The organism is Kosakonia pseudosacchari (genome assembly GCF_900184035.1).
GTDB classification, from domain to species: Bacteria; Pseudomonadota; Gammaproteobacteria; order Enterobacterales; family Enterobacteriaceae; genus Kosakonia; species Kosakonia pseudosacchari.
In genome coordinates, this window is sequence record NZ_FXWP01000009.1 from 344,075 (window position 1) to 370,036 (window position 25,962).

A 25,962-nucleotide genomic window follows, 5' to 3' on the forward strand; every position below is an offset into this window, starting at 1 on the left:
TTTGAGATGGCTGTAAATAACAGGAAAGCACAGTCGATCATTTACGCTTTAACGGTAGACCAAGGTAAAAATAATTCAATACCGTTAATTAATCGGTTATTTAATCAACAGATTAAGCTGAATAAAAAGTGAAACCTGCATATGAAATGTCATATATAATGGCGCGCGTCTTACTTCAGGGTTTACACATTTCAGGAGTTTGGTGATGAAAGCGTCACACCTCAATCTTCCGGCCGGTTACTTTGGCATTGTGCTTGGCATTATCGGGCTCGGCTTTTCCTGGCGTTTCGCCGCCACTATCTGGCCGGTAACCCTGCTGCCCGCGAATAGCTTAATCATTCTGGCGATGGTCATCTGGGCGCTGTTGATGCTGGCCTTTATTAGCCGCATGTTCCGCCACGGCGCAAGCGTGCTGGAAGAGATCACCCATCCGCTGAAAAGCAGTTTTGTCAGCCTGGCACCAGCAACCTCGATGCTGGTCGCCATTGGCCTTGCGCCGTGGTTGCACACGCTGGCGCTGGGGCTTTTTCTGGTTGCTGTCGTTATTCAGCTCACCTATTCCGCCTGGCAAACCGCCGGGCTGTGGCGCGGTCAGCATCCGAAAGAAGCGACGACGCCGGGTCTTTATCTGCCCACGGTTGCCAATAACTTTATCAGCGCCATGGCCTGCGGCGCGTTCGGTTTTAACGATGTCGGGATGTTGTTTCTCGGCGCCGGGCTCTTCTCCTGGCTGAGCCTTGAGCCCGCGATCCTCAGTCGGATGCGCAATCTTGATGAAATGTCGCCCGCCGTGCGCACCTCGCTTGGCATTCAGATGGCACCTGCATTCGTCGCCTGTAGCGCCTGGCTGAGCATCAATGGCGGGCAGGCCGATGTGTTCGCCAAACTGTTATTCGGTTATGGCCTGTTGCAGATGCTGTTTATGATAAGGCTGCTCCCCTGGTACAGTTCGCAGCCGTTCAACCCGTCGTTCTGGAGCTTTTCATTCGGCGTGGCGTCGCTGGCGACCACCTCGATTCGTCTGGGGCACGGCACGCCAGGCGGCGCACTGTACTGGATGTCATTTCCGCTGTTCATCGCGGCTAATCTGGTGATCACGCTGTTGATGATAAAAACCTTCGCGCTGTTACTGCGGGGCAAATTACTGATTCGTACATAATCGAGAATGCGCCAGGCATGTTACCTGGCGCATCGCTTGCTGTTTACGGGCGACGGAACAGTACGATACTGCGCCCTTCGAGTTCGAAATCCTTCTCCTTGGTGATCACAATCCCGCGTTTCGCGCTATCCGTCGTGGTCAACTCCAGCACCCAGCCACCTTCGCCGAACTGCGGAATACGAAACGGCACCGTACCTTCAAACGGGTTAAACAACATCAGCACGTCATGCCAGACGCCCTCTTCTTCCTGCAAATCCGGGCGGCCGATATAAACGCCGAGCGTCGAGCCTTCATCCCACTGTTCCGGCAACTGCTCGCCGCCACCCGCGTTGTACCAGCGGATCTCCATGCCATCGCGCCAGTTTTCACGCCGCAGGATCGGCTGTTGGGCGCGCAGCGCAATGACGTGACGGGTAAATTCCCGCAGCGCTTCACCGTTGCCGCTGTGCGGCGCGTCCCAGTTGATCCACGAGATTTCACTGTCCTGGCAGTAGCCATTGTTATTGCCCTGCTGGGTACGGCCAAACTCGTCCCCGGCCAGCAGCATTGGCGTGCCATGGGAGAAGAACAGTGTGGCGAGGAAGTTGCGTTTTTGCCGTTCGCGCACGGCATTGATGCCTTCATCCTCAGTCACGCCTTCCGCGCCGTAGTTATAGGAGCGGTTGTCGTTGTGACCGTCGTTATTGTCCTCGCCGTTGGCTTCATTATGTTTTTCGTTGTACGAGACCAGGTCGTTCAACGTAAAACCGTCGTGGGCAGTAATAAAATTGACGCTTGCCCACGGGCGACGCCCGCGCTGATCGTAGAGATCGCCGGAGCCCAGCAAGCGGGCGGCAAAGTCCGTCGAGACGTTATCACCCTTCCAGTATTCACGCAGCGTGTCGCGGTATTTGTCGTTCCACTCCGCCCAGCCCGGCGGGAAACCGCCCACCTGATAACCGCCGGGACCGATGTCCCACGGTTCGCCGACCAGTTTCAGCCTGGACAGGAGCGGGTCCTGCGTCATGGCGTCAAAAAAGCCGCCGCGCTGGTCGAATCCTTCCGGCTCGCGCCCGAGAATGGTGCCCAGATCGAAGCGAAAACCGTCGATATGCATCGCTTCTGCCCAGTAACGCAGCGAATCCATCACCATCTGCAATACGCGCGGGTGTGAAGTGTTCACCGTATTGCCGGTGCCGGTGTCATTGATGTAGTAGCGGTGCTGATCCGGTAACGTGCGGTAATAGGAGAAGTTGTCGATGCCTTTAAACGACAGCGTTGGCCCCAGTTCGTTGCCTTCTGCCGTGTGGTTATAAACCACATCAAGGATCACTTCGATACCGGCATCGTGAAACGCCCGCACCATATCGCGAAAGCCCTGGATGCCGCGCGGCCCGTAATAGCGCGACGCCGGAGCGAAGAAACCAAGCGTGTTGTAACCCCAGAAATTGCGTAGGCCTTTATCGAGCAAATGTTGATCGTCCGGGAACCAGTGTACCGGTAGCAGTTCGACAGAGGTGATACCGAGGCTTTTGATGTACTCGACCGACGCCTTATGTCCCATCCCTTCAAACGTGCCGCGCAGTTCCGGCGGCAGCGCCGGATTAAGCTGGGTGAAACCTTTGACATGGGTTTCGTAGAAAACCGTACGCGGCCAGGGAATGTTCGGCCTGGCGTGATCCTGCCAGTCGAACGCCTGCGGATCGATAACCCGGCATTTGGGCGTAAACGGCGCGCTATCCTGGGTATCAAACGTCAGGTCTTTATCTTCGTGCTCTAAATCGTAAGCGTAATGGGCCGCGTTCCACTCGATATCACCGGCCAGTTCGCGGGCATACGGATCAATTAAGAGTTTATTGGGGTTAAACCGGTGGCCGTTTTCCGGCTCAAACGGACCATGCACCCGGTAGCCATACAGCGCGCCGGGTTGCAGGCCTGGCACATACCCGTGCCAGATCTCGTGGGTATTTTCCGGCAGATCAAACCGGGCGATCTCCTGCTTGCCATCGGGGGCGTATAAACAGAGCTCCACACGATGCGCATGCGCTGAAAAAAGGGCAAAGTTAACGCCCTCACCGTCGTAATTCGCACCGAGTTGCTGGCCGTGCCCCGCCGTAATGTAAAACTGTTTTCCGTCAGACATTGCTTCCCCTTGATCGCCTGTAAAGTCTCACCAGACATCACGATTGATGAACCACACCCTTTTTTTTGCAATCACGCACTGACCAGTACCGCAAAGGTGAAACCGCCTATCGAGCGCAGGTTCACTTTGTCGGTGAGAAAAACCTCCTCTGAACTGAGTATGTCCCGGTAACGCCGATTCGCCAGTTCCGGCGGCAAGGCAATATTGGCGCCCGCCAGGCTGCCGTCGATGGCATCGAACAGCAGACGCGGGGCGAGCACAATTAACGCATCCTGTTTTTCCACACGCGCAAAGGCGATCAGGTGCTCCGCCTCTTCGCCCGCAACGGTCAAGGGCAGATAGGCCCCCCGGCGGAACAACGACGGCATCTGCTGGCGTAAATGCAGCAGCCGGTAGATGAAAAATTGCTTTAATTGCCCGCTCGACCAGCTCTCCTGCGAATGCGGATCGGCCTGCTCTTCGTCGACCAGCAAGCGTTCCAGCTCGGCGTAATCCGGCTCCAGCCGGTTATCCGGATCGACCAGACTAAAATTGAGCGCTTCGCTGCCCTGATAGATATCCGGCACGCCGGGTGCCGTCAGTTTGATCACTGTTTGCGTCAGGCTATTGACCAGCCCGGCGCGGATAAACGGCTGTAACGAGGCGATAAAATCGGTTAAGAACACGTGGTTGTCCGGCGACAACAAATGCCGCACGTAATCGAGCACCGCCTGTTCATAGGCATCGTTAGTCTCGATCCAGTCGGTGCGTTGCTTCGCTTCGCGCAGCGCTTTTTCGACAAACGCCACAAACCGCTCTTCCAGCGCGCGCAAACCGTCCACGTCATCGGCCTGTAAGTTGACCGGCCAGACACCCGCCAGCGCCTGGTAAATCATCCACGCCACCATCGGTCGCGGCGCGTGACCATCGTCCAGCAGTTGCACTTTGCTATGGTTCATCTGCCGCCAGCGCGCCACGCAATCGGCCCAGCGCTCGGGCGCTTCCGTCAGGGTGTAGAGCCGCGCTCTGGCATCTTCCCCGCGTTTGGTGTCATGGGTCGAAGTGCCGGAAAGCGCGTCCGGCTGGCGCTCAAGCCGGGTTTGCATCTCCGCGTGGAAACGATCGAGCGAAAAGGTACGCGGTAGTGGCTCCGCGCCGACTTCGTTGAGTGCCAGATCAACATGCTGGCGGAAAAAGAGCGTATCTTCGACGGATTTCGCCATCAGCGGCCCGGTGAGCTGCTGAAAACGGGTGCGAAAACGTGCCGCCGCGCTGAGCGCGCTTTTCGCCACATCTCCCACTAAAATGCGGCGCACAAAATCGAGCGCGGCAGCGTCCGGCGCATACGGACTGCGCTGAACGCTCTCCACCACCTTGTTTAACAGCGCGGCGTCAGCCGCCGGTAACCCCTGTTCCGTGCCATAAGTGCGATAAACCGGGAAAGCAATCAGCAACTCGCGCAACGCCTGGCGCACCGCGTCCTCCTGTGGCACCGGGATTTCCGCGTGACCAATGGTGAGCGCCAGCGACACCAGCACGTTGAATTCGCCGTTAAAGTTACGATCGACCATCAACAGTTTGGCCGCACGCAACTCCTCGTGCATATCCACGCGCCGTCCGGCAACGCTGTCGTAGGCTTTGCGCAGGTTGTTGAGCTGTGCGTCATCCACCAGCACGTCCGACAGCGCGGCGATAAATTCATACCCGGTGGTGCCGGAAACTGGCCAGTCCGGCGGAAGATGCTCGCCTTTGCCGAGGATCTTCTCCACCGTGAGGTAACACTCAGCGCCCACTTTCTGACGCAAGCGCGTCAGATACCCCTGCGGATCGGCCAGCCCGTCAATATGATCGATACGTAAACCGTCCACCGCGCCGCTGTGTACCAGTTCCAGGATCAGCCGGTGCGCGTCATCAAATACCGCCTCATCTTCGACACGCACGCCAACCAGGCCGGTGATTTCAAAAAAACGCCGGTATGAGAGATCATTCGCCGCATCGCGCCAGCTCATCAAACGCCAGGGCTGCTGCGCATGCAGTTCGGCTATCAACGTGTGATCGGTCTCACCGATGAGCGCCTGCTCCCGCCCTTGCCAGCTTTCTGCCACCAGCGGATAAAAATTATCGTAATAGGCCAGCGCCGGTTCGCCGGTCAGCGGATCGGCTTTGATCGCCAGCTCGCCGTTCGCCAGCACAATGTCAAAATCATCGCCGAGAAACGGCAGCGTCAGCCGCCGCGACCAGTCGATGTCGAAATGGTGGGCATACGGACTTTTTTCGCCTTTGGCTATCACATCGCGCCACCAGGCGTTTTCCAGCGAGGCGGCCATATGGTTTGGCACAATATCCAGAATCAACCCCAGCCCGGCATTTTTTAACGCCCTCACCAGCCGGTCAAAGCCGTCGCGCCCGCCAAGCGTGGGATCGATCTCATTGGCGTTGGTGACGTCATAACCATGGGTTGAACCGCTGGCGGCGGTAAAAATGGGCGAAGCGTAAAGGTGGCTGATGCCAAGGTGTTTAAGGTACGGAACCAGCGCCGCAGCGCGATCAAACGTCATTCCGTTACGAAACTGCAAGCGATAAGTCGCGGTTGGCGTATTCACATTCCCTCTCCCAAAGCCAGACGAACAATGAACGCATTCGGCGGCAAATCATCCTGTCCGCGCGGCCACGCCGCCAGCGTTTTACCGGGTAGATCCGGCAACGGTTGCGACGTCTCGCCAATATTGAGCGCCAGCGATAATGTCCCTTGCGCGAAGCGCCAGCGCACCGCGATAAACCCCGGCGCGGTGGCGATCACTTCGCCATTTTGCCGCTGCGCATGAGCCAGTAGCGGCACAACATATTTCTGGCGCAGTGTCAGCCAGTCGCGGGTTTGCGTCAGCCAGCGCTGACCGCTCTCCCGCTGCGTTTTTGCCCAGTCAAGTTGCGAACGGGTAAAGGTGTCAGGCGCGTTCGGATCGGGAACGGCTTCCCCTTCATGTCCGGCATGGCCCTGGAACTCCCGCGCACGCCCTTCACGCACCGCGCGCGCCAGATCGCCATGAAAATCAGTAAAGAAGAGAAAAGGATGGGTTTCGCCATACTCTTCGCCCATAAACAGCAGCGGAATATGCGGTGAAAACAGCAGTGCGCCAAGCAGCACGCGCGTTCTCTCCTCGCCCGCCAGCGTGATGAGCCGCTCGCCCTGCGCACGGTTGCCGGTCTGATCGTGGTTCTGGATAAAATCGACAAACGCCACCGGCGGCTGATTGCGGCTGTCCACGCCGCGGGTTTCACCCGTTGAGGGCGCAACTTCCCCCTGAAAAGCGAACCCTTCCGTTAACGCGCGCGCCAGCCACACTTCGGGCTTATCCGCAAAATCCTGGTAATAGGCATGGGTTTCGCCGGTGGCAAACACATGCGCAGCATTGTGCAGATCGTCGTTCCACTCGGCGGTAAACAGCGGCACACGACCGTCCGGCTCGCGCGGATGCAGCGCGATAATGTTGCGGCAATCTTCGGTGGTCAGATGTACCGGCCTGTCGGTGATCTCCGCGCGAATACGTTCGGCAATCTCTACCAGCACGTGCGGCGTCGAACTGTCGTCAATCTGGTCGATGGCATCAAACCGCAGCCCGTCCAGGTGGTATTCGTTGAGCCAGTAGAGCGGTGCTTCAACGATATAACGCCGCACCGCGTCAACGTCATAAGCGATGCCAGGCCCCCACGGCGTCTGGCGTTCGGCGTGGAAAAAATCCGGCGACAGCGCGGGCAAGTAGTTGCCTTCCGGGCCAAAGTGGTTGAGCACAATATCCAGCACCACGGAAAGACCGTAGCCATGAGCCGCGTCGATAAAGGCTTTAAAATCATCCGGCGTACCGTACGCCGAGTGTGGCGCATAGAGCAGCACGCCGTCATAGCCCCAGCCGCGATTGCCGCCAAACTGGGAGACGGGCATCACTTCTATCATCGTGATGCCGAGTTGCGCGAGGTACGGCAATTTTTCCATCGCCGCGCGAAACGTCCCCTGCGGGGTAAATGTCCCGATGTGCAGTTCATAGACCACCGATTCTTCCCACGGGCGGCCCTGCCACTGCGGGTGCTGCCAGACGTAATGATCAGGATCGACGACCAGCGAAGGGCCGTTCACGTCGGCGGCCTGCGCGCGCGAGGCGGGATCGGGAACCGCCATACCATTATTCAGGACAAACTGGTACGCCGTACCCACGGCGATATTTTCGACGGTCAGTTCAAACCAGCCGTCATCAAGGCGTTGCATTGGCATTTCGCCAGCCGGTAAACGCAGTGAAACGTGCTGCTGCCCGGTGGCCCATAACCGAAAACGCACGCGACCATTCGCGAGGTATTCGGCTCCCCAGCTTTTAGAAAACGATTTCGACGCCATGCAATTACCTCTCCACGATGTCACGAAGAACAATCATAGTCGATAATCTGCAAAGCCATTGGCGGGCCGCCCGGTGATGCTGACGCATACCGGGTGGTGAGTGGGTTATTGCTGATGTTTCTCTGGCACCACGCTGGCGTTAAGTCATCACGCCGCGACCAAAGCGCACAAACGGTCTGGTCGTGACATAAATGCGCCAGACAGGCGATCGTCACCATGCCCGGCGCGCGGGTAATTTGGGACAGAAAGTTATTTAACTCATATTAGCGGCAGAGGTATTTCCTCTGCCTTTTTCATTATTTGGTCGCACTGAATATGGCTTTACCGATACGGGCGATGGCGTCATTACTTTGCGCCATTGTCGCTTTAGTATCCGTTATATAAATAGATACGATACGAGGCGCGCCTTTTTTCGGCCAGACAATACTGATAATCGAGCGCGAACCATAGCCGCCTGCTCCGGTTTTATCGCCAATCACCCAGCCTTTTGGCAATGTGGAACGCAGCAGCGCACCGGCAACTTTATCCTCTTTCATCCACTGCACCAGTTGCGCGCGCGAAGCGGGAGTCAGCGCACTGCCCAGGGCCAGCTTTTGCAGCGTGTGGCTGACGGCAAGCGGCGTGGTGGTATCACGCACATCGCCCGGCACGGCACTGTTCAGTTCCGGCTCTGCGCGATCGAGTCGCGTGACACTGTCACCTGAATCAGCGAAGAAACGCGTCACCGCTGCCGGTCCGCCCAGCTTTTTCGCCAGCAGATTTGCCGCCGTGTTGTCACTTTCAGTGATTGCCGCGCTGCACAGTTGCTGCCAGCTCATCGAGGCAGGCGCAACAAACTTGCTGGTCACTGGCGAATAGGTCACTACATCGCTTTGGGCAAACTGGGTAGTCTCATTTAACGCCAGTTCGCCTTTATCGACCTTGCTCAGCAACGCGCCGCACAGCAGCGCTTTGTGGGTGCTGTTAAGCGGAAAACGCTCATCGCCGCGATAGCTCACCGTCTCACCGCTGGCGGTATCGATCACCGCAATGCCGATGCGGGCACTCAGGCGTTCTTCCTGCAGGCGGGCCACCGCCGTCAAAGTGGCGTTATCAATGTTGGCGGCGCTGGCGGCAAACGCGCTCAACAACAGTAAAGAACAGATTGATTTTACTGGGAAAAACATAGATATAATCCTTGTTCAAACAGAGCAACATCACAAGTGGGCATCATGTATAACACCGCGTTAGTGTACAGAAATTTCGGCGAACCGCAGACTGTTCTGCACGCTGAAACCAGCGTCCTGGCACCGCTTCAGGCAGGACAGGTTCGCGTCAAAATGCGCCTTGCGCCGGTGAATGCCTCGGATTTGATCCCGGTAACCGGCGCCTACCGCCACCGTATCACCCTGCCCGCCATCGCAGGTTATGAAGGCGTTGGCGTGGTTACAGAAACGACGGAATCAGACGCGCATCTGCTGGGAAAACGCGTATTGCCGCTGCGCGGTCAGGGCACCTGGCAGCAGTATGTTGATTGCCCGGCGGAGCTGGCTGTGCCGGTGCCGGATGACATTGACGATACGCTCGCCGCCCGCGCCTACATCAACCCGCTGGCCGCACAGATGATGCTGGACCATTACCCGGCTCACGGCCAGCATGTGCTGGTCACCGCGGCGGGTTCTGACTGCGCCGCTTACCTGGCGCAGTGGGCCAGGCTTCAGGGGGCGAAAAGCGTGACCGGCATTTATCGTTCCGCCATTCACGCCCGTCGTCTGGCGGCCAGCGGCGTGATCCCGCTGGCCGATACGGACAGCGCCGCCATCACACAGGCGGCGGGCAAAGCGGGTGTTATTTATGACGCGACCGGCGGCACACTGGCAGACATGTTGCTGCAATCGATGCCTGAAACGGGGCAATTGATCAGCTACGGTTTGCTATCCGGGCAGCCGTTCAGCATCCGGCGGCGCTTACCCGCTGTTCACTGGTTCCATGTGCGTAACTATCTTGATGCGATGACGGCAGAGGAGTGGCAGCAGGTGTTTAGCACGCTCTGGGAGCGACTGCGCGCAACGCCCGTGAGCGAGGTGACATTGATTGATTTTCAGCAGTGGCGGCAGGCTATCACGCTGTACCAGACACCAGGCCGGATAGCCAAACCGCTACTGGTGTTTTAATCCCGATCGGCGGAATACGCTACCTCGCGCTGGCGTTCGATTTCCGCTAATCGGGCGCGGAGCGAGGCCACCAGGTGCTCCCAGGCAAGGCTGCCCAGTGGCACCCGGAACGGTGGCGTGGGTGCGTCTGCCGCCGCGATAATCACATCAACCGTGCGTTGGGCGTCGCCTTTTATATCAAAACTGCCGTTGGCGATCCCCCGTCGCACCTCGCCCGCAGGCGTATTGTCATAGACGCCGAGCGGCGTGGCGTGATCGAGCCCGGCACCGAAACCGGTTTGCGTCGGGCCGGGTTCGGCAATCACAATGTCGATACCAAACGGTTTCACCTCCTGCGCCACCGATTCCAGAAAGCCTTCAATCCCCCATTTGCTGGCATGGTAAAGGCTGAAGTTGGGGTAGGCTACCTGGCCGCCTTCTGAAGAGACCTGCACAATCCGCCCGCCTTGCTGCGCGCGCAGCCACGGCAGCACGGCACGGACTAACTGGATGGATCCGGTAAGATTGGTAGCGATCTGCCGCTCGATTTGCTCATCGCTCACCTCTTCCGCCGCGCCAAACAAGCCGTATCCGGCATTGCTTACCACCCGTTCAATCACACCACTGGTGGTAAACGCGGCGTCCACTGCACGACGCAGTGCCGCGCTGTCGGTCATATCAAAACAGCTGACATGCAGCCGCGACGGATAGTGCGCCTGTAATGCGCTCAGCGCGTCCGCACGCCGCACGCAGGCCACCACGCGATCACCGCGCGCCAGCAGCGTTTGCGTCATCAACAATCCCAGCCCGGACGAAGCGCCGGTAATCAGCCATGTCGTCATTATTGCCTCCACATGTTTTCAGATGAGTGGATAGCGTAAGCAAGCGACACTGCTATGATAAGACGCACCAATCGGCATGCAGCGGTGAAAAATAGTCAACAATGAAAAATGTCACTCTCGCAGATTTAAAAGCGTTCCTGCTGGTCGCCCGGCACCGCAGCTTTCAACAAGCCGCCAATGAACTGGGGTTGTCCCGTTCCTCGCTCAGCCACGCCATGCGCGGGCTGGAAAGCCAGCTTGGCGTGCGCCTGCTACACCGCACAACCCGCAGTGTCTCGCTGACGGAAGAAGGCGCGGCATTGCTGCAACGCATTGATCCCCTGCTCAACCAGTTAGATACAGCGCTGGATGCGACCCGTTTTCGCCCGCAGGAGCTGCACGGCACGCTGCGCATTAACGCCAATGAAGGTGGCGCGCGCTGGCTGCTGGCGCACGTGGTTGACGGCTTTTTACAGGCGCATCCGCAGGTGGTGCTGGATATTGTGACCGAAGGCCGGCTGGTGGATATCGTCGCCGAAGGGTTTGATGCGGGCGTACGGCTGGCGGAATCCGTACCGCTCGATATGATCGCGGTGCCCTTCGGCGGGCCGCTCCGCTTTATCGCCATCGCCTCGCCGCACTATCTCAACAACGCAGGTGTACCGCAAAGCCCGGCGGATCTTTTGCGCCACCGCTGTATCGCCCAGCGTTTGCCGAGCGGAAAACGCTATCGCTGGGAGTTTGTGCAACAGGGCAAGCCGCTGACGCTCAATGTGCCCGGCAATTTATGCCTGGATAACAGCGCGCTGATGGTCGACGCGGTGATAAAAGGCTTAGGCATTGCTTATGTTCCCGAACCCTACGCCCGCGAGGCGATCAACAACGGGCTGGCGCAACAGGTGCTGTCGCCGTTCAGCCCGCCGATTGCCGGTTTGTGTCTCTATTATTCCGGTCACCGGCAAATACCGGCGACGTTGAAGGCGTTTATCGCCGCCATTCGCGAGGCCAACGAAGCGGTGTTGTAATCAGTCGTCAAGTAACTGCCCGGTGCGCAGATCCAGGCGGAAATCGCGCCCGCCGTCCGGCGGATCCCAGTCGCCGGAGCCATATACCACACCATCTGCTATCCGGTGAACCAGCACGCAGTCATACCCGCATCGCGGCGACGTCCAGACCACGCCGGTGTGCACATTGACCAGATAAACGTTTTGCATCGTGGTCACAAAGAAATCGTCTGTCAGCGTATCGGCATACTCCGGCAACGGGCACATTTGCACCACATCATCGCGCAGAAAATCGCTTGTCGTACGGCGCGACCCGATATCAAACAGATGCACATGCTGACCGCAAATAAACGCAACCGTATGCTCATTACTCAGGGTGTGGCAGAAACAGAGTTCCAGCAGGTAACCGAGCTCATCGACGCCCACAAACACGCGCAGCACCATCACGACTTTATTATCCTGGCAGATCACAACTTTGCGCCGGAACGCGCCGCGCCGCCCGAAGGGATTGACGTCGATTTCGGTAAGCTCGCCTTCCGGCGGCCACTCAACATCCGCCGTATCAATGAAATCGCCCGCTTCATGGGCGGAATGCTCAAGGTAAAGAAAATAAGCCCGGTATGACATGTGATTGTCCGCAAAGGCGCTGGTGATTCAGCTCTCGGCAGATAATAAAACCAGATGACCTTTTTCACCATTAATGCAGTCACTTATGCCGTTTCTGCGGCGCGCCTGATTAGGCTACGCTTTGACGGTGGACACGGATAAACCGGAGAGAGAATGCTGATTGCCCAACTGAGCGATATTCATGCCGCGCCGGAGAATGACAACCTTCAGCGCCTGCAGCGCGCCATCGACTGGTTGCTTGCGCTCAACCCCGATCTGCTGGTGGTGAGCGGGGATTTAACCGATAACGGCTGGAGCGCAGGCTATCGCGCCATTGACAGCGCATTACAGCGCCTGGCGTGCCGCTCGCTGATCCTGCCGGGCAATGCCGATGATAAAACCGTGATGTGTGAAAATCTGACCGCGTTTGCGCACCGCTCTGCGCGCGACGCCCTGCATTTTCATGAGTACGTGAATAACGTGCCGGTGATTGGCGTGGACGTGACGGTAGCGGGTGAAAGCCGGGGCGATATTCGCCCGCATCTGCGCTGGCTGGAAGCGGCGCTGCGGGCACAGCCGCAGCCAACGATGGTCTTTTTGCACCAGCATCTTTTCCCGAGCGGCATTGCCCCGCTGGATAACGCCATGTGCGAGGGCGGTGAAGCGCTGGCACAACTGCTGGCGCGCTTACCGCACCCGCCGCTGGCGCTGTGCGCCGGCCACGTCCACCGCGCGATGTCCGCCACCTTTGCCGGGATCCCGGCCTATCTGTGTGGCTCCATCTGCCCGGCGAACCCACTTATGCTCAATGCTCAGCACATCCCGGTGGCAAGCGATCCGCCTGCGCTGCTTATTCACGAACTGCGCGGTGATACCCGCGTCAGCCATTTTGTCAGCCTGTAGCTCCAGCGAGGAGATGCTGGCGGGTCATCATGCCGACCCGCCACTTTTTCACGCTATATTTTCCTGTCGGGTACGCGTTCTGACACCCGGTACTTATTTATTGACCCACAACATCAGCCATTGAATTTATAGCTTGCAATTTCAAACTGCTGAGGTCGAACACCGCGACGTAATAAAAAATCATGAATATGCGTCAGCGATTCCCCGGATGGCTTATAGTGGCCGGAAAAATTAGTGATCGAAATCTTATTATTTTCCACAAACAGGGTGCCCGCACTCAGAATATCCATTCTGGTTAAATATATATTATTATGATGAAATACATGCTCATTTATATTTGAATATAACCGCCCTCTTTCCATTATTCTCAACCCAGCGCTTTCAGATAGAGCAAACAAATATTCATTATGTTTTCTGAGGGATTTATGCTCACGTATGAGCTGACTTATTTTCTCATTAGCATTTTCTTCGCTGTTGGATATATTGATATAAGAAATTACCCCCTGATTATAATGCTTCCTCATTTCACTAATACTTAATGGTTCAGAACCAATATTTTTAATATATTTGTCGCCAGCAATTTCCGGCTCAGAAACCGTGTTATTGGCTACATCGGAAAGTGGCCTGCCCGCCCGCTGATTACTCGCATAACTTTCTGATAAAGAGGCCCTTTCACTGGGCAAGGAGGCAGGCAGTGGTATCGATGCAGAGGTCAATAGCTGCCCCCGAACCTGACGCTGATAGGCTTCAAGCCAGTTGCCTTTATTACCTGCTTTTGCTTGCTGATACTGTTGCTCGATTTGCCCTCTTCTGCTTTTTATATTTGGCGCATAAACAGGCTCGTCAATCGCTGGTTTATTTGTTTCGACTTTATCAACTTTAGACAAGGATAATTTTCGTAGTGGCTGAAAAAGATTATCCAGCACAGGTTTTCGTCCATCCGGATCGCTTAACGTAACAGGATTGTTTCGCACCATGCGGAACATATTAAGTCCATCGAGATTTCCCGACGGATCTGCCGAAAGCCAACGCCCCAACCACGGCTGATAATACCGGTAGCCAAAATTATACAGCCCGGTCGCATCACGCTCTTTACCAGAGTACCGCACGGTTTTATATTCTGCTTCTGTCACGCTACGGGCGCTCCAGATTGCTGTCCCCCCGTAGGGATAGAACGCTTCCATACTGATGACATTACCCTCGCCGTCCAGCTCAAGCAGGCTGCTGCCTGTGAGATTATCGTAGCTGTAACGCACCTGCACATGGCTAATATCATCGGGTGCACCGCTCTCCCAATAGAGAATCCGCGTCTGCGCGCGTCCCGCCTCTCTTGCAGTAATAACCTGCAAATTTTCAAGCTCACTGCTACCGTTTGTTTTGGTTCTCAGCTCCAGGCATGGCAGGTAAATGACCTGTCGCATCAAGGTGCTGGTGTTTGTTTTCTGCAAACTGATTTTAAGCACGCGGTGACTATCAGCTTCATAACGGTAGTTTTCCTGATCATCATCGCCATCGTCACGCACCACAGATGAGCATTTCAGGAGTTCGTTGCGCGTTGTCCAGCTCAGATACTGACCGGGCCACAACTGTTTCTGCTGCCCGCCGGCAGTAAACAGTGCTTCCACGTCTGTTGGGTTTTCAGCAAGACTGTTGGCCACCGCCCGGTTGCTGCGATTGCTGACAGTAATATCCGTTGTATAGCTATTGTTTGTCATGGGTGCAATATGACGGATCTGCGTCATATTGCCTGCCCTGTCATAAGTGTAAGTGCGCGTGTAACTGGAGAATGCAGAACTGTCGGCAGGAATGGGGATCATCACGGAGGGTAAGCTGCGGCCTGATGGGTTCGCGGTTGCCATCTCGCGTCCGCTGGCACTGACCAACTGGTAAAGACTGTCGTAAATATAGACGTTGTCGGGCACCACTTTTTGATTACGCCAGAAACGTGTCTCTTCAGCATCGTTATGCACGACCAGCACATTGCCCACCGGGTCATATTCATAGCGAAGATCTTGCAACACCTTCGCACCAGAAGCGTGGCCTGCCGGGCGTTCCGTTTTAACCGCGATGAGACGTAATGTTTCTGGCTCATAACTATAGGTGACCACCACGCCATTACCCTGTTCTTCTCGCAGTTTCTGCCCCGCAGCAGAGTAGGTAATATTTTTCACGATGACCCATTCCGTACCGTCCTTTAGCTTCAGCCAGCTACCGGATAGTTGTCCCGCTTTGTCATAGGCTACTCGCTGCTGATTGCCTTTTGCATCGGTGGACGTTAGCCACTCGCCCGTGGCGTCCGTCGTGGTCAGCGTGGTGAATCTTTCTTCACTGAGCTTCTCGTTCCACACCGCAGAATCTTCACCTTGCCAGTCAGCAACCATTTCCGGGTTGTCGGCATTATTCAGCAACCTGCGGGTAACGGAAAGTGAGACCCCCGTCAGGGATATGCTCTCAGTCTGAACCAGACCGGCAGGGGTGTAGTGGCAGATGCATTCGCCGGCCAGGTTCCATTTTTTCTCTGCGTCGGTGTCACCCGCATATACCCGCCGCTCAGTTATACAGGCAATGCCACCATTTATCTGTTCCCGCATGCTCAATAAACGACCCGGTAATCCGGCGTCTTCATACTGCCAGACACAGGTCACTGCCTCGCTTCTCTCCTCCAATCCATCGCCAGTAATACGGATATTTCTTATCTCGATAAACGGCCGGTTGGCGGCGTCGCTAAGCGTCACGGTAGTACCCGCATCAACGCTCTGGGTGCATAAGATGTGCCCGCCAAGATCGTTGCGATAGGTTATGTTCGCCACTCCCTCGTCATACAGGCGTGGATCGGTGCTTTGTGCCAAATTGCCACGAGCATCGTAGCGATGGCGGGTAATTCGCTCATCATTTTCGTCTGGTCGGTCGGGATGGCGATAATAAGCAATATCACGCACGGTTCGCCCGCAGTTGTCAAAGACTGACACCATTGGCGTTCGATTACATAGGGATGCGCTCATTGGCTTCTCCTGTTTACCTTATGTCAACGTGAGCTTTTACAGGGCAAATCGGTCGCCAGCAGGATTACCGCGTCTGAATAACCGGCGTTAGAACACACGGCGAAAAGGGCGAAGCTGATTGCCATAACGACAAGGTTTGCCTTAAGAAAACAGATAATTCACTGCTCTCACAGGCCACGAATACCTTTCATCATCGTGAAATAGCTCAACCATGAGCGCCAGGGGAACCTCGCTATACGGAGTAAGCGTCGTCTGTTTTCACGGCTCACTTTCCCAGTAATCCACGCCTTCGCCGCGAAAATCGACGCGCCGGAAATCATCCCGGCCATTTGTGCGTGCTCTCGCCAGAAATTTATCGGCGTCCGGGTATTCGCAGATTTCCGGGCTTTCCATGGTGCTAATCGAGAGGTAACGCAGCGGCTGATCGGAGGTATTGATAATCTGGTGCGGCCACGCTTTGCCTGGCGGAATGCAGATAACATCCCCTTCCTGGATGGGCCGCTCTTCAGCGCCGATGCGCAACGTACCGTTGCCGTTCAGCACAATAAACATCTCTTCCTGCGCGTGATGAAGATGAAACGGACAGGCGCGTTTGCCCGGCGGCAAAATATCGATCGACGCGCCGAGTTTACTGGCGAGGGTGCCTTTGGTCAGCGAGCCGCCGAGCGATTCATACAGCGGCGGGCGCACGAAGTTTTCCATGTCGATGTGGTTAAAATTGTGGATCACAAACGCAGGCGGGGTGTTGTCGTTCATAAACAGTTCCGGTAAAGGGTTCCTGTTCAGTATTGAAACGCCCCTTCTGCCTGTCAATTTGTGCGGCCAATATCGCATGCACGATCTGCCAACGCGTGCAGGCAGGAAAATGTTGTCTGCGTTATCCGCAACCCCTGCTGCGGGTGTATATCAGCCCGGCAGACGTGCCGCCGCCGGGCTTTATCGTCTTACTCTCCCGCCAGCCGCTGATAGTGGGCAAAACGCTGCTTCGCATCCTGTTCAGTTTGTGCAAACAGTTGCTCAGCCAGTGAAGGTGAGATGCGTTCGAGCGAGGCATAGCGCACTTCGCCGAGCAGAAACTCGCGAAAATCCTCTTCCGGCTCGTCGGAGTCGAGAATAAACGGGTTTTTCCCTTTTTCCAGCAGTTGCGGGTTATGACGCCATAAATGCCAGTAACCCGCGTCGACCGCCCGTTTCGCCTCACGCATACTGCATCCCATACCGGTTTTTAACCCGTGGTTGATGCACGCGGCATAGGCAATCACCAGCGACGGCCCCGGCCAGGCTTCCGCCTCGGCAAGCGCCCGCAATGTCTGGGCTTTATCCGCGCCCATCGCCACCTGCGCGACATACACATTGCCGTAGTTAACCGCCATCATGCCGAGATCTTTTTTGCGCGTACGCTTGCCTTCAGCGGCAAATCTGGCGATGGCGGCCGCAGGGGTTGATTTTGACGACTGCCCGCCGGTATTGGAGTAAACCTCGGTATCAAACACCAGAATATTGACATCCTCACCGGAGGCCAGCACGTGATCCAGCCCGCCGAAGCCAATGTCATACGCCCAGCCGTCGCCGCCAAAAATCCACTGCGATCGCTTGGCGAAATAGTCGCGGTTTTGATAGAGCCGGTTGAGCAGCGGATCATCGCCCTTCTGCTGTTCAAGTAACGCGCTGAGCTGCCCGGCGCGCGCCTGCGTCCCGTCGCCAAGATCTTTATGCTCCAGCCACTGGCGCAGCGCCTGCTCAAGATCGGCACCGAGCGGTAACGCCAGCGCTTTTTGCGCATCGCTGGCGATCTGTTCGCGTATTGCGCGACCGCCCAGCATCATGCCAAGGCCATACTCGGCGTTATCTTCAAACAACGAGTTCGCCCACGCCGGTCCCTGGCCTTTATGGTTTGTTGTCCACGGAATGGACGGTGCGCTGGCTCCCCAGATTGACGAACAGCCTGTGGCATTGGCGATCATCATCCGGTCGCCAAACAGTTGCGTGACCAGCCGTGCATACGGCGTCTCTCCGCACCCGGCGCACGCGCCGGAAAACTCCAGCAGCGGCGTCTCAAACTGGCTACCTTTGACGGTGGTTTTGCTGAAGGGATTGGCTTTGGGTGATAAACCTAACGCGTGATCCCAGACAGGCACCATCGCCTGCTGGCTCTCCAGCGGTTGCATGGTCAGCGCCTTGCCTTTTGCCGGGCAGATATCCGCGCAGTTACCGCACCCGGAGCAATCCAGCGGCGAAATCGCCAGATGGTATTCATACCCTTTCGCCCCCTGCGCAGGTTTGCTCAACAGCGCCAGCGGCGCGGCTTGCCGTTCGGCCTCGTCCAGCAGTGCCGGGCGCACCGCCGCATGCGGGCAAATAAACGCACATTGATTGCACTGGGTGCAGCCTTCAGGGTTCCAGACCGGCACCTGCATGGCGATACCGCGTTTCTCCCAGGCGGCGGTGCCGGGCGGGAAGGTGCCATCTTCCCGGCCAATAAAAGCACTGACCGGCAATTTGTCGCCGCACTGGCGATTCATGGGCTCAAGGATATCGCGAATAAAGTCCGGCATCAGGCGCTTATCCTCGCTGGCATTATCTTCCAGCCATGCCCAGCGCTCCGGCACCATCACCTCCTGCAGCGCCTCCATGCCGAGATCGATAGCGGCATTGTTCATATCCACCACTTTCTGGCCTTTGCGCCCGTAAGATTTCTCGACGGCCTGCTTCAGATAAGCCGACGCCGTTTGCGGTTCGATAATACCTGCCAGTTTAAAAAACGCCGCCTGCATCAGCATATTAAAACGCCCGCCCAGCCCCAGCCTGCGGGCGATGTCCACCGCATTGAGGGTATAAAAGCGCACCCCCTGGCGGGCAATGTAGCGCTTCATCGCATTGGGCAGACGTGCCTCCAGCTCTTCGCCAAACCAGGTACAGTTGAGCAGAAATGTCCCGCCGGGGTTTAACCCCTCCAGCAGATCATATTTATCGACATACGATTGCTGCGAACAGGCAATAAAATCAGCTTTATTAATCAGATAGGGCGAGGTGATGGGGCGTTCGCCAAAACGCAGATGCGATACGGTAATGCCGCCGGATTTTTTCGAGTCATAGGCAAAATAGGCCTGCGCATACATCGGCGTGTTGTCACCGATTATCTTAATCGCACTCTTATTGGCGCTGACGGTGCCATCCGATCCCAGCCCCCAGAATTTGCACGCGGTGATCCCCTCGCGTGAAACCTCTACGTCCCAGGCAGGCAGCGGCAGCGAGGTGTGGGTGATGTCGTCATAAATACCCAGCGTAAAGCCATCTTTTGGCAGCGGTTTTTTCAGGTTTTCAAACACCGAGACAATATCTCCCGGCAGCACATCTTTACCGCCCAGCCCGTAGCGCCCGCCGACAATTAACGGCGCGTTATCATGGTGGTAAAAGGCGTTTTTCACATCCAGGCATAACGGCTCGGCCTGCGCACCGGGTTCTTTGGTGCGATCGAGCACCGCGATGCGTTTCACGCTGGGCGGGATTCTGGCGAAGAAGTGCGCCAGTGAAAACGGGCGAAACAGATGCACCGTCAGCAGGCCGACTTTTTCACCGCTATCGCAAAGGGCGTCCACGACATCCGAAATGGTGTCGCACACCGACCCCATCGCCACAATAATTTGTTCAGCATCTTCCGCGCCGTAGTAATCAAATAAATGGTATTCCCGCCCGGTAAGGGCAAAGATCTCCGCCATATAGTTTTCGACAATTTCCGGCAAGGCATCGTAATAGCGGTTAGCCGCTTCGCGTGCCTGGAAGTAGATATCCGGGTTTTGCGCCGTCCCGCGGATCACCGGATGTTCCGGGTTCAGCGCATTGCGGCGAAAGCGGTTCAGCGCATCGTTATCCAGCAGCGGCGCCAGTTCGTCATACTCCAGCACCTCGATTTTCTGGATCTCGTGTGACGTACGAAACCCGTCGAAAAAGTTGATAAACGGCACACGACCTTTGATTGCCGACAGATGCGCCACCGCCGAGAGATCCATCACCTGCTGGACATTGCTCTCTGCCAGCATCGCGCAGCCGCACTGGCGCACCGCCATCACATCCTGATGATCGCCAAAAATGTTCAGCGAATTTGTCGCCAGCGCCCTCGCGCTCACGTGAAACACGCCGGGCAGCAGTTCACCGGCGATTTTGTACAGATTAGGGATCATCAATAACAATCCCTGCGACGCGGTGTAGGTGGTGGTGAGTGCCCCGGCCTGCAGCGCGCCGTGTACCGCGCCTGCTGCCCCCGCTTCCGACTGCATCTCCATTAAACGGACCGGCTGACCAAACAGGTTTTTTTTACCCGCCGCCGCCCACTCATCGACGTTTTCCGCCATTGGCGTGGAGGGCGTAATGGGGTAAATCGCCGCGACATCGGTAAAGGCATAGGAGATCCAGGCTGCCGCTGCGTTGCCATCCATCGTTTTCATCTTTCCGGACATTGCTCGTTCCTCGGTTCTAAGAGGTGATAATGCCCTCGCTATTGCACAGCCTGTGCCATCTCAGTTTTTTTATTTAATACAAGCAATTAGTGACCGGAGCCGGAAAGGGATTGCGGGGAATAAGACAGCGGACGCGACAGCTTGTTGAACTGCCGACAAAGTGTCACGCCGTGGCGGGCGGCCACGACCGCAAACAGAATTGTGCTGTTTCGTACAATTGGTCAGGTGATTGTGAACTCTTTGTTCCTTCCCTTCGCAGCGACAAAACCGTAAACCCATAAGAATCAAAAGATTAACCAATATGGCATGGCTGGTATGTTCCCTGCACAAGGTGATGTGGCAAACACATAACCAACAGGAGAAACACCATGACCATGCGTCAATGCGCCATTTACGGCAAAGGTGGGATCGGTAAATCGACCACCACACAGAACCTGGTCGCCGCGCTGGCGGAGATGGGTAAGAAAGTCATGATTGTCGGCTGCGATCCGAAAGCCGACTCCACGCGTTTGATCCTGCATGCGAAAGCGCAGAACACCATTATGGAGATGGCCGCCGAAGTCGGCTCCGTCGAAGACCTGGAATTAGAAGACGTGCTGCAAATCGGTTACGGCGGCGTGCGCTGCGCGGAATCCGGTGGCCCGGAGCCAGGTGTGGGCTGTGCCGGTCGTGGCGTGATCACCGCGATTAACTTCCTCGAAGAAGAAGGCGCTTACGTGCCGGATCTGGATTTTGTTTTCTACGACGTGCTGGGCGACGTGGTATGCGGTGGTTTCGCCATGCCGATTCGTGAAAACAAAGCGCAGGAGATCTACATCGTTTGCTCCGGAGAAATGATGGCGATGTACGCCGCCAATAACATCTCCAAAGGCATCGTGAAATATGCCAAATCCGGTAAAGTGCGCCTCGGCGGGCTGATCTGTAACTCGCGCCAGACCGACCGCGAAGATGAACTCATCATTGCGCTGGCGGAAAAACTCGGCACGCAAATGATCCACTTTGTTCCCCGCGACAACATTGTGCAGCGTGCGGAAATTCGCCGTATGACGGTTATCGAATATGACCCGACCTGCAATCAGGCCAACGAATATCGCAGCCTTGCCAGCAAAATCGTCAACAACACCAAAATGGTGGTGCCAACCCCCTGCACCATGGATGAACTGGAAGAACTGCTGATGGAGTTCGGCATTATGGATGTGGAAGACGCCAGCATCATTGGTAAAACCGCCGCCGAAGAAAACGCCGTCTGACCACAGGAGCATATCCATGAGCAATGCAACAGGCGAACGTAACCTGGAAATCATCGAGCAGGTGCTGGAGGTTTTCCCGGAAAAGACGCGCAAAGAGCGCAGAAAACACATGATGGTGACGGACCCGGAGCAGGAGAGCGTCGGCAAGTGCATCATCTCTAACCGCAAATCGCAGCCGGGCGTGATGACTGTGCGCGGCTGCTCGTATGCCGGGTCAAAAGGGGTGGTATTTGGGCCAATCAAAGATATGGCGCATATCTCCCACGGCCCAATCGGCTGCGGGCAGTACTCCCGCGCCGGGCGGCGTAACTACTATACCGGCGTCAGCGGCGTGGACAGTTTCGGCACACTCAACTTCACCTCCGATTTCCAGGAGCGCGATATTGTGTTTGGCGGCGACAAAAAGCTCGCCAAACTGATTGAAGAGCTGGAAGAACTGTTTCCGCTGACCAAAGGCATTTCGATTCAGTCGGAATGCCCGGTCGGCCTGATTGGCGATGATATTGAGGCCGTGGCGAACGCCAGCCGCAAAGCGATCAACAAACCGGTTATTCCGGTGCGTTGCGAAGGCTTTCGCGGCGTGTCGCAATCCCTCGGTCACCATATTGCCAACGATGTGATCCGCGACTGGGTGCTGGATAACCGCGAAGGCAAACCGTTTGAATCCACCCCTTACGATGTGGCGATCATCGGCGATTACAACATCGGTGGTGATGCCTGGGCCTCGCGCATTTTGCTCGAAGAGATGGGGTTGCGGGTGGTCGCGCAGTGGTCCGGCGACGGTACGCTGGTGGAGATGGAAAACACGCCGTTCGTCAAACTGAACCTGGTGCACTGCTACCGCTCGATGAACTACATCTCGCGCCATATGGAGGAGAAACACGGTATTCCGTGGATGGAATACAACTTCTTTGGCCCGACGAAAATCGCGGAATCGCTGCGCAAAATCGCCGACTTGTTCGACGACACCATTCGCGCCAACGCCGAAGCGGTGATCGCCCGATACCAGGCGCAGAACGACGCCATTATCGCCAAATATCGCCCACGTCTGGAGGGTCGCAAAGTATTGCTCTATATGGGCGGGCTGCGTCCGCGCCATGTGATTGGCGCCTATGAAGATCTGGGAATGGAGATCATCGCCGCCGGTTATGAGTTTGGTCATAACGACGATTACGACCGCACCCTGCCGGATCTGAAAGAGGGCACGCTGCTGTTTGATGACGCCAGTAGCTATGAGCTGGAGGCGTTTGTCAACGCGCTGAAACCGGATCTCATCGGTTCCGGCATCAAAGAGAAGTACATCTTTCAGAAAATGGGCGTGCCGTTTCGCCAGATGCACTCCTGGGATTACTCCGGCCCGTACCACGGCTATGACGGCTTCGCCATCTTCGCCCGCGATATGGATATGACGCTCAACAACCCCGCCTGGGGTCAGTTGACCGCGCCGTGGCTTAAATCCGCCTGATTTTTATCCTGTTATCCCGTCTGTTCACCGATTTGTGGCGCGGGAGGAGAACACCATGAGCCAGACTGCTGAGAAAATACAGAATTGCCATCCCCTGTTTGAACAGGACGCCTACCAGACACTATTTGCCGGTAAACGGGCACTCGAAGAGGCACACTCGCCGGAGCGGGTGCAGGAGGTGTTTCAATGGACCACCACCCCGGAATACGAAGCGCTGAACTTCAAACGCGAAGCGCTGACTATCGACCCGGCTAAAGCCTGCCAGCCGCTGGGAGCGGTGCTCTGTTCGCTGGGGTTTGCCAACACCCTGCCGTATGTGCACGGTTCACAGGGGTGTGTGGCCTATTTCCGCACGTACTTTAACCGCCACTTTAAAGAGCCGGTGGCCTGCGTGTCGGATTCGATGACGGAAGACGCGGCCGTGTTCGGCGGGAATAACAACCTCAATACCGGATTACAAAACGCCAGCGCGCTGTATAAACCGGAGATTATCGCCGTCTCTACCACCTGCATGGCGGAAGTGATCGGCGATGATTTACAGGCGTTTATCGCCAACGCCAAAAAAGATGGTTTTCTCGATGCCGCCATCCCCGTGCCCTACGCCCACACCCCCAGTTTTATCGGTAGCCATATCACCGGCTGGGACAACATGTTTGAAGGTTTTGCCCGTACCTTTACCGCAAACCATCAGCCACAGCCCGGTAAACTTTCCCGCCTGAACCTGGTGACCGGGTTTGAAACCTATCTCGGCAATTTCCGCGTGCTGAAACGCATGATGGAACAAATGGAGGTGCAGGCGAGTGTGCTCTCCGATCCGTCGGAGGTGCTGGACACCCCCGCCAACGGCCATTACCAGATGTACGCGGGCGGTACGACGCAGCAAGAGATGCGCGAGGCACCGGACGCCATCGACACTCTGCTGCTGCAACCGTGGCAGCTGGTGAAAAGCAAAAAAGTGGTGCAGGAGATGTGGAATCAGCCCGCCACCGAGGTTGCCATTCCCGTCGGGCTGGCAGGCACAGACGAACTGTTGATGGCGATTAGCCAGTTAACCGGCAAAGCCATTCCCGATTCGCTGGCGCTTGAGCGCGGGCGGCTGGTCGATATGATGCTCGACTCCCACACCTGGTTACACGGTAAAAAATTCGGTCTGTTTGGCGATCCGGATTTTGTCATGGGATTGACCCGCTTCCTGCTGGAACTGGGCTGTGAACCTGCCGTCATCCTCTGCCATAACGGTAACAAACGCTGGCAAAAAGCGATGAAGAAAATGCTCGATGCTTCACCGTACGGCCAGGAGAGCGAAGTGTTTATCAACTGCGACTTGTGGCATTTCCGCTCGCTGATGTTCACCCGCCAGCCGGATTTTATGATTGGCAACTCGTACGCCAAGTTTATTCAGCGCGACACCTTAGCCAAGGGCGAACAGTTTGAAGTCCCGCTGATCCGCCTCGGTTTTCCGCTGTTCGACCGTCACCATCTGCACCGCCAGACCACCTGGGGCTACGAGGGCGCGATGAGCATTCTCACGACGCTGGTGAATGCGGTACTGGAGAAAGTGGACAAAGAGACCATCAAGCTCGGCAAAACCGACTACAGCTTCGATCTTATCCGTTAACCATCAAACGCCCCGCGCCACGCGGGGCCCGGGAGGCTCTATGCCGGTCATTATTCTTCGCCAGCGCGGCGCGGATCTGTACTGCTATATCGCAAAACAGGATCTGGAAGCCCGCGTATTACAGGTTGAACATGACACGCCGGAACACTGGGGCGGCGCGCTTGAACTTGAAGGGGGACGCCGTTATTACGTCAATCTGCAACCCGGCCGCCCTGCTTTTCCGCTCAGCCTGCGCGCCACCCGCGACGCGCAGGTATAAGGAGGTGAGCAATGTCCGACAACGATACGCTGTTCTGGCGGATGCTGGCGCTGTTTCAGTGCCTGCCGGAGCTGCAGCCAGCGCAAATCATGGCGTGGCTTACCCACAGCAGCGATGAAGTGCTGACACCCGATGGGCTGGCCGCACTCGAATTACCGCAACTGGAAGCCCATTTCCCCTATGCGGAAGCCCTGATGTCAAACGGCCGCTGGGCGCGGGTAAAAGCCTGTCTGCGCGGCGAACTGCCGGCGCATTTGCAGGTGCAGGCGGGCAAAACCCGCCGTCCGCAATTGATAGCGGCCTTCTGCTCGCAGGATGGGCTTACCATTAATGGTCATTTCGGCCAGGGACGCCTTTTCTTTATTTACGGGTTTGATGACCAGGGCGGCTGGCTACATGACCTGCGCCGCTACCCTTCTCACCCGCAAAATCAGGAACCGAATGAAATCCGCGCGCAGTTACTCCACGACTGCCATTTGCTGTTTTGTGAAGCGATCGGCGGCCCGGCGGCCGCACGGTTGATTCGTCATCATATTCACCCGATGAAAGTGTCACCGGGCAATACCATTTTGTCCCAGTGCGCCGCCATCCAGAACTTACTGGCCGGACCGTTACCGCCGTGGCTGGCGAAACGGCTTGAACGCGCGAATCCGCTGGAAGCGCGGGTATTTTAAACCGCCCCCTCAGGGGGCGTTTTTTTGCGTGGGCATTGCGCCAATTGTTTGCTTTGTCACAAAGCGCACAACACTTTCTCCTTACAAATCAATCACTCTTTTCTGGCTTGCGATTTGCACTTTT

18 protein-coding genes are annotated in these 25,962 nt (G+C 56.5%); 9 read left to right on the top strand and 9 right to left on the bottom strand.

The features are described from left to right. Positions 1-205: 205 nt before the first annotated feature. Entirely contained in the window at positions 206-1,159 is a 954-nt protein-coding gene (gene tehA, locus BN2591_RS03630; protein ID WP_086869097.1) for a dicarboxylate transporter/tellurite-resistance protein TehA, read from the top strand. A gap of 43 nt (positions 1,160-1,202) precedes the next feature. Here tehA and glgX read toward each other — a convergent pair whose 3' ends face one another. The 4 genes from glgX to bla all read right to left on the bottom strand — a co-directional run bounded on the left by glgX (position 1,203) and on the right by bla (position 8,813). Then, positions 1,203-3,281 carry a glycogen debranching protein GlgX gene (gene glgX / locus BN2591_RS03635; RefSeq protein ID WP_086869098.1) on the bottom strand — a complete coding sequence of 693 codons (2,079 nt, stop codon included), beginning with the start codon at positions 3,279-3,281 and terminating at the stop codon, positions 1,203-1,205. A 71-nt stretch (positions 3,282-3,352) separates the two neighbouring features. Continuing rightward, a complete protein-coding gene (gene treY / locus BN2591_RS03640; RefSeq protein ID WP_086869100.1) occupies positions 3,353-5,863 on the bottom strand; it encodes a malto-oligosyltrehalose synthase in 2,511 nt (836 codons plus the stop codon). Next, entirely contained in the window at positions 5,860-7,647 is a 1,788-nt protein-coding gene (gene treZ / locus BN2591_RS03645; RefSeq protein ID WP_086869102.1) for a malto-oligosyltrehalose trehalohydrolase, read from the bottom strand. The genes treY and treZ overlap by 4 nt, the downstream gene beginning before the upstream one ends. 296 nt (positions 7,648-7,943) lie before the next feature. Next, positions 7,944-8,813, bottom strand: coding sequence for a class A beta-lactamase (bla, locus tag BN2591_RS03650; protein WP_086869104.1), 870 nt, complete (start codon positions 8,811-8,813; stop codon positions 7,944-7,946). Positions 8,814-8,858: 45 nt separating this feature from the next. On the opposite strand from bla, the gene BN2591_RS03655 reads away from it, so the two are divergent. After that, entirely contained in the window at positions 8,859-9,800 is a 942-nt protein-coding gene (locus BN2591_RS03655; RefSeq protein WP_086869106.1) for a zinc-dependent alcohol dehydrogenase family protein, read from the top strand. On the opposite strand, the gene BN2591_RS03660 is transcribed toward BN2591_RS03655, so the two are convergent. Then, positions 9,797-10,621: an SDR family oxidoreductase gene (locus BN2591_RS03660; protein WP_208616131.1), complete on the bottom strand. Its 825-nt coding sequence runs from the start codon at positions 10,619-10,621 to the stop codon at positions 9,797-9,799. The two genes, BN2591_RS03655 and BN2591_RS03660, sit on opposite strands and share 4 nt — an antisense overlap. A 101-nt stretch (positions 10,622-10,722) precedes the next feature. On the opposite strand from BN2591_RS03660, the gene BN2591_RS03665 reads away from it, so the two are divergent. Next, complete coding sequence (locus tag BN2591_RS03665; protein WP_086869108.1) at positions 10,723-11,625, top strand: LysR family transcriptional regulator; 903 nt, start codon at positions 10,723-10,725, stop codon at positions 11,623-11,625. On the opposite strand, the gene BN2591_RS03670 is transcribed toward BN2591_RS03665, so the two are convergent. Then, positions 11,626-12,231, bottom strand: a complete 606-nt coding sequence (locus BN2591_RS03670) for a hypothetical protein (RefSeq protein ID WP_086869110.1) — start codon at positions 12,229-12,231, stop codon at positions 11,626-11,628. A 153-nt stretch (positions 12,232-12,384) separates the two neighbouring features. Between BN2591_RS03670 and BN2591_RS03675 the strand changes: the two genes are divergently transcribed. Then, on the top strand, positions 12,385-13,113 hold the full coding sequence (locus BN2591_RS03675) for a metallophosphoesterase (protein WP_086869112.1): 729 nt from the start codon (positions 12,385-12,387) through the stop codon (positions 13,111-13,113). Positions 13,114-13,226: 113 nt separating this feature from the next. Here the strand turns inward: BN2591_RS03675 and BN2591_RS03680 are convergent, their stop codons facing one another. The 3 genes from BN2591_RS03680 to nifJ form a co-directional block, all read right to left on the bottom strand. Further along, positions 13,227-16,115 (bottom strand): RHS repeat domain-containing protein, encoded by a 2,889-nt coding sequence (locus BN2591_RS03680; RefSeq protein WP_086869114.1) that lies wholly within the window; start codon positions 16,113-16,115, stop codon positions 13,227-13,229. 258 nt (positions 16,116-16,373) lie between these two features. Continuing rightward, positions 16,374-16,871: a cupin domain-containing protein gene (locus BN2591_RS03685; protein ID WP_086869116.1), complete on the bottom strand. Its 498-nt coding sequence runs from the start codon at positions 16,869-16,871 to the stop codon at positions 16,374-16,376. Between the two features lie 188 nt (positions 16,872-17,059). Continuing rightward, positions 17,060-20,572: a pyruvate:ferredoxin (flavodoxin) oxidoreductase gene (gene nifJ, locus BN2591_RS03690; protein WP_086869118.1), complete on the bottom strand. Its 3,513-nt coding sequence runs from the start codon at positions 20,570-20,572 to the stop codon at positions 17,060-17,062. Between the two features lie 368 nt (positions 20,573-20,940). On the opposite strand from nifJ, the gene nifH reads away from it, so the two are divergent. Genes nifH through BN2591_RS03715 form a run of 5 tightly spaced genes read left to right on the top strand, consistent with a single transcriptional unit; the run spans position 20,941 to position 25,838 of the window. Beyond that, positions 20,941-21,822, top strand: coding sequence for a nitrogenase iron protein (nifH, locus tag BN2591_RS03695; protein WP_017456751.1), 882 nt, complete (start codon positions 20,941-20,943; stop codon positions 21,820-21,822). Positions 21,823-21,838: 16 nt separating this feature from the next. Continuing rightward, complete coding sequence (gene nifD, locus BN2591_RS03700) at positions 21,839-23,287, top strand: nitrogenase molybdenum-iron protein alpha chain (protein WP_017456750.1); 1,449 nt, start codon at positions 21,839-21,841, stop codon at positions 23,285-23,287. Between the two features lie 55 nt (positions 23,288-23,342). After that, positions 23,343-24,905, top strand: a complete 1,563-nt coding sequence (gene nifK, locus BN2591_RS03705) for a nitrogenase molybdenum-iron protein subunit beta (RefSeq protein WP_086869120.1) — start codon at positions 23,343-23,345, stop codon at positions 24,903-24,905. 40 nt (positions 24,906-24,945) lie between these two features. Then, a complete protein-coding gene (gene nifT, locus BN2591_RS03710) occupies positions 24,946-25,164 on the top strand; it encodes a putative nitrogen fixation protein NifT (protein WP_017456748.1) in 219 nt (72 codons plus the stop codon). 11 nt (positions 25,165-25,175) lie between these two features. Then, positions 25,176-25,838, top strand: a complete 663-nt coding sequence (locus BN2591_RS03715) for a NifB/NifX family molybdenum-iron cluster-binding protein (RefSeq protein WP_086869122.1) — start codon at positions 25,176-25,178, stop codon at positions 25,836-25,838. Positions 25,839-25,962 lie beyond the last annotated feature (124 nt).

What these genes read in the sequence shown, in the direction of transcription:
- tehA (WP_086869097.1), top strand. Translation starts at nt 206, where the DNA reads ATGAAAGCGTCACACCTCAATCTTCCGGCCGGTTACTTTGGCATTGTG.
- glgX (WP_086869098.1), bottom strand. Translation starts at nt 3,281, where the DNA reads ATGTCTGACGGAAAACAGTTTTACATTACGGCGGGGCACGGCCAGCAA.
- treZ (WP_086869102.1), bottom strand. Translation starts at nt 7,647, where the DNA reads ATGGCGTCGAAATCGTTTTCTAAAAGCTGGGGAGCCGAATACCTCGCG.
- bla (WP_086869104.1), bottom strand. Translation starts at nt 8,813, where the DNA reads ATGTTTTTCCCAGTAAAATCAATCTGTTCTTTACTGTTGTTGAGCGCG.
- BN2591_RS03655 (WP_086869106.1), top strand. Translation starts at nt 8,859, where the DNA reads ATGTATAACACCGCGTTAGTGTACAGAAATTTCGGCGAACCGCAGACT.
- BN2591_RS03660 (WP_208616131.1), bottom strand. Translation starts at nt 10,621, where the DNA reads ATGACGACATGGCTGATTACCGGCGCTTCGTCCGGGCTGGGATTGTTG.
- BN2591_RS03665 (WP_086869108.1), top strand. Translation starts at nt 10,723, where the DNA reads ATGAAAAATGTCACTCTCGCAGATTTAAAAGCGTTCCTGCTGGTCGCC.
- BN2591_RS03670 (WP_086869110.1), bottom strand. Translation starts at nt 12,231, where the DNA reads ATGTCATACCGGGCTTATTTTCTTTACCTTGAGCATTCCGCCCATGAA.
- BN2591_RS03675 (WP_086869112.1), top strand. Translation starts at nt 12,385, where the DNA reads ATGCTGATTGCCCAACTGAGCGATATTCATGCCGCGCCGGAGAATGAC.
- BN2591_RS03680 (WP_086869114.1), bottom strand. Translation starts at nt 16,115, where the DNA reads ATGAGCGCATCCCTATGTAATCGAACGCCAATGGTGTCAGTCTTTGAC.
- BN2591_RS03685 (WP_086869116.1), bottom strand. Translation starts at nt 16,871, where the DNA reads ATGAACGACAACACCCCGCCTGCGTTTGTGATCCACAATTTTAACCAC.
- nifJ (WP_086869118.1), bottom strand. Translation starts at nt 20,572, where the DNA reads ATGTCCGGAAAGATGAAAACGATGGATGGCAACGCAGCGGCAGCCTGG.
- nifH (WP_017456751.1), top strand. Translation starts at nt 20,941, where the DNA reads ATGACCATGCGTCAATGCGCCATTTACGGCAAAGGTGGGATCGGTAAA.
- nifD (WP_017456750.1), top strand. Translation starts at nt 21,839, where the DNA reads ATGAGCAATGCAACAGGCGAACGTAACCTGGAAATCATCGAGCAGGTG.
- nifK (WP_086869120.1), top strand. Translation starts at nt 23,343, where the DNA reads ATGAGCCAGACTGCTGAGAAAATACAGAATTGCCATCCCCTGTTTGAA.
- nifT (WP_017456748.1), top strand. Translation starts at nt 24,946, where the DNA reads ATGCCGGTCATTATTCTTCGCCAGCGCGGCGCGGATCTGTACTGCTAT.
- BN2591_RS03715 (WP_086869122.1), top strand. Translation starts at nt 25,176, where the DNA reads ATGTCCGACAACGATACGCTGTTCTGGCGGATGCTGGCGCTGTTTCAG.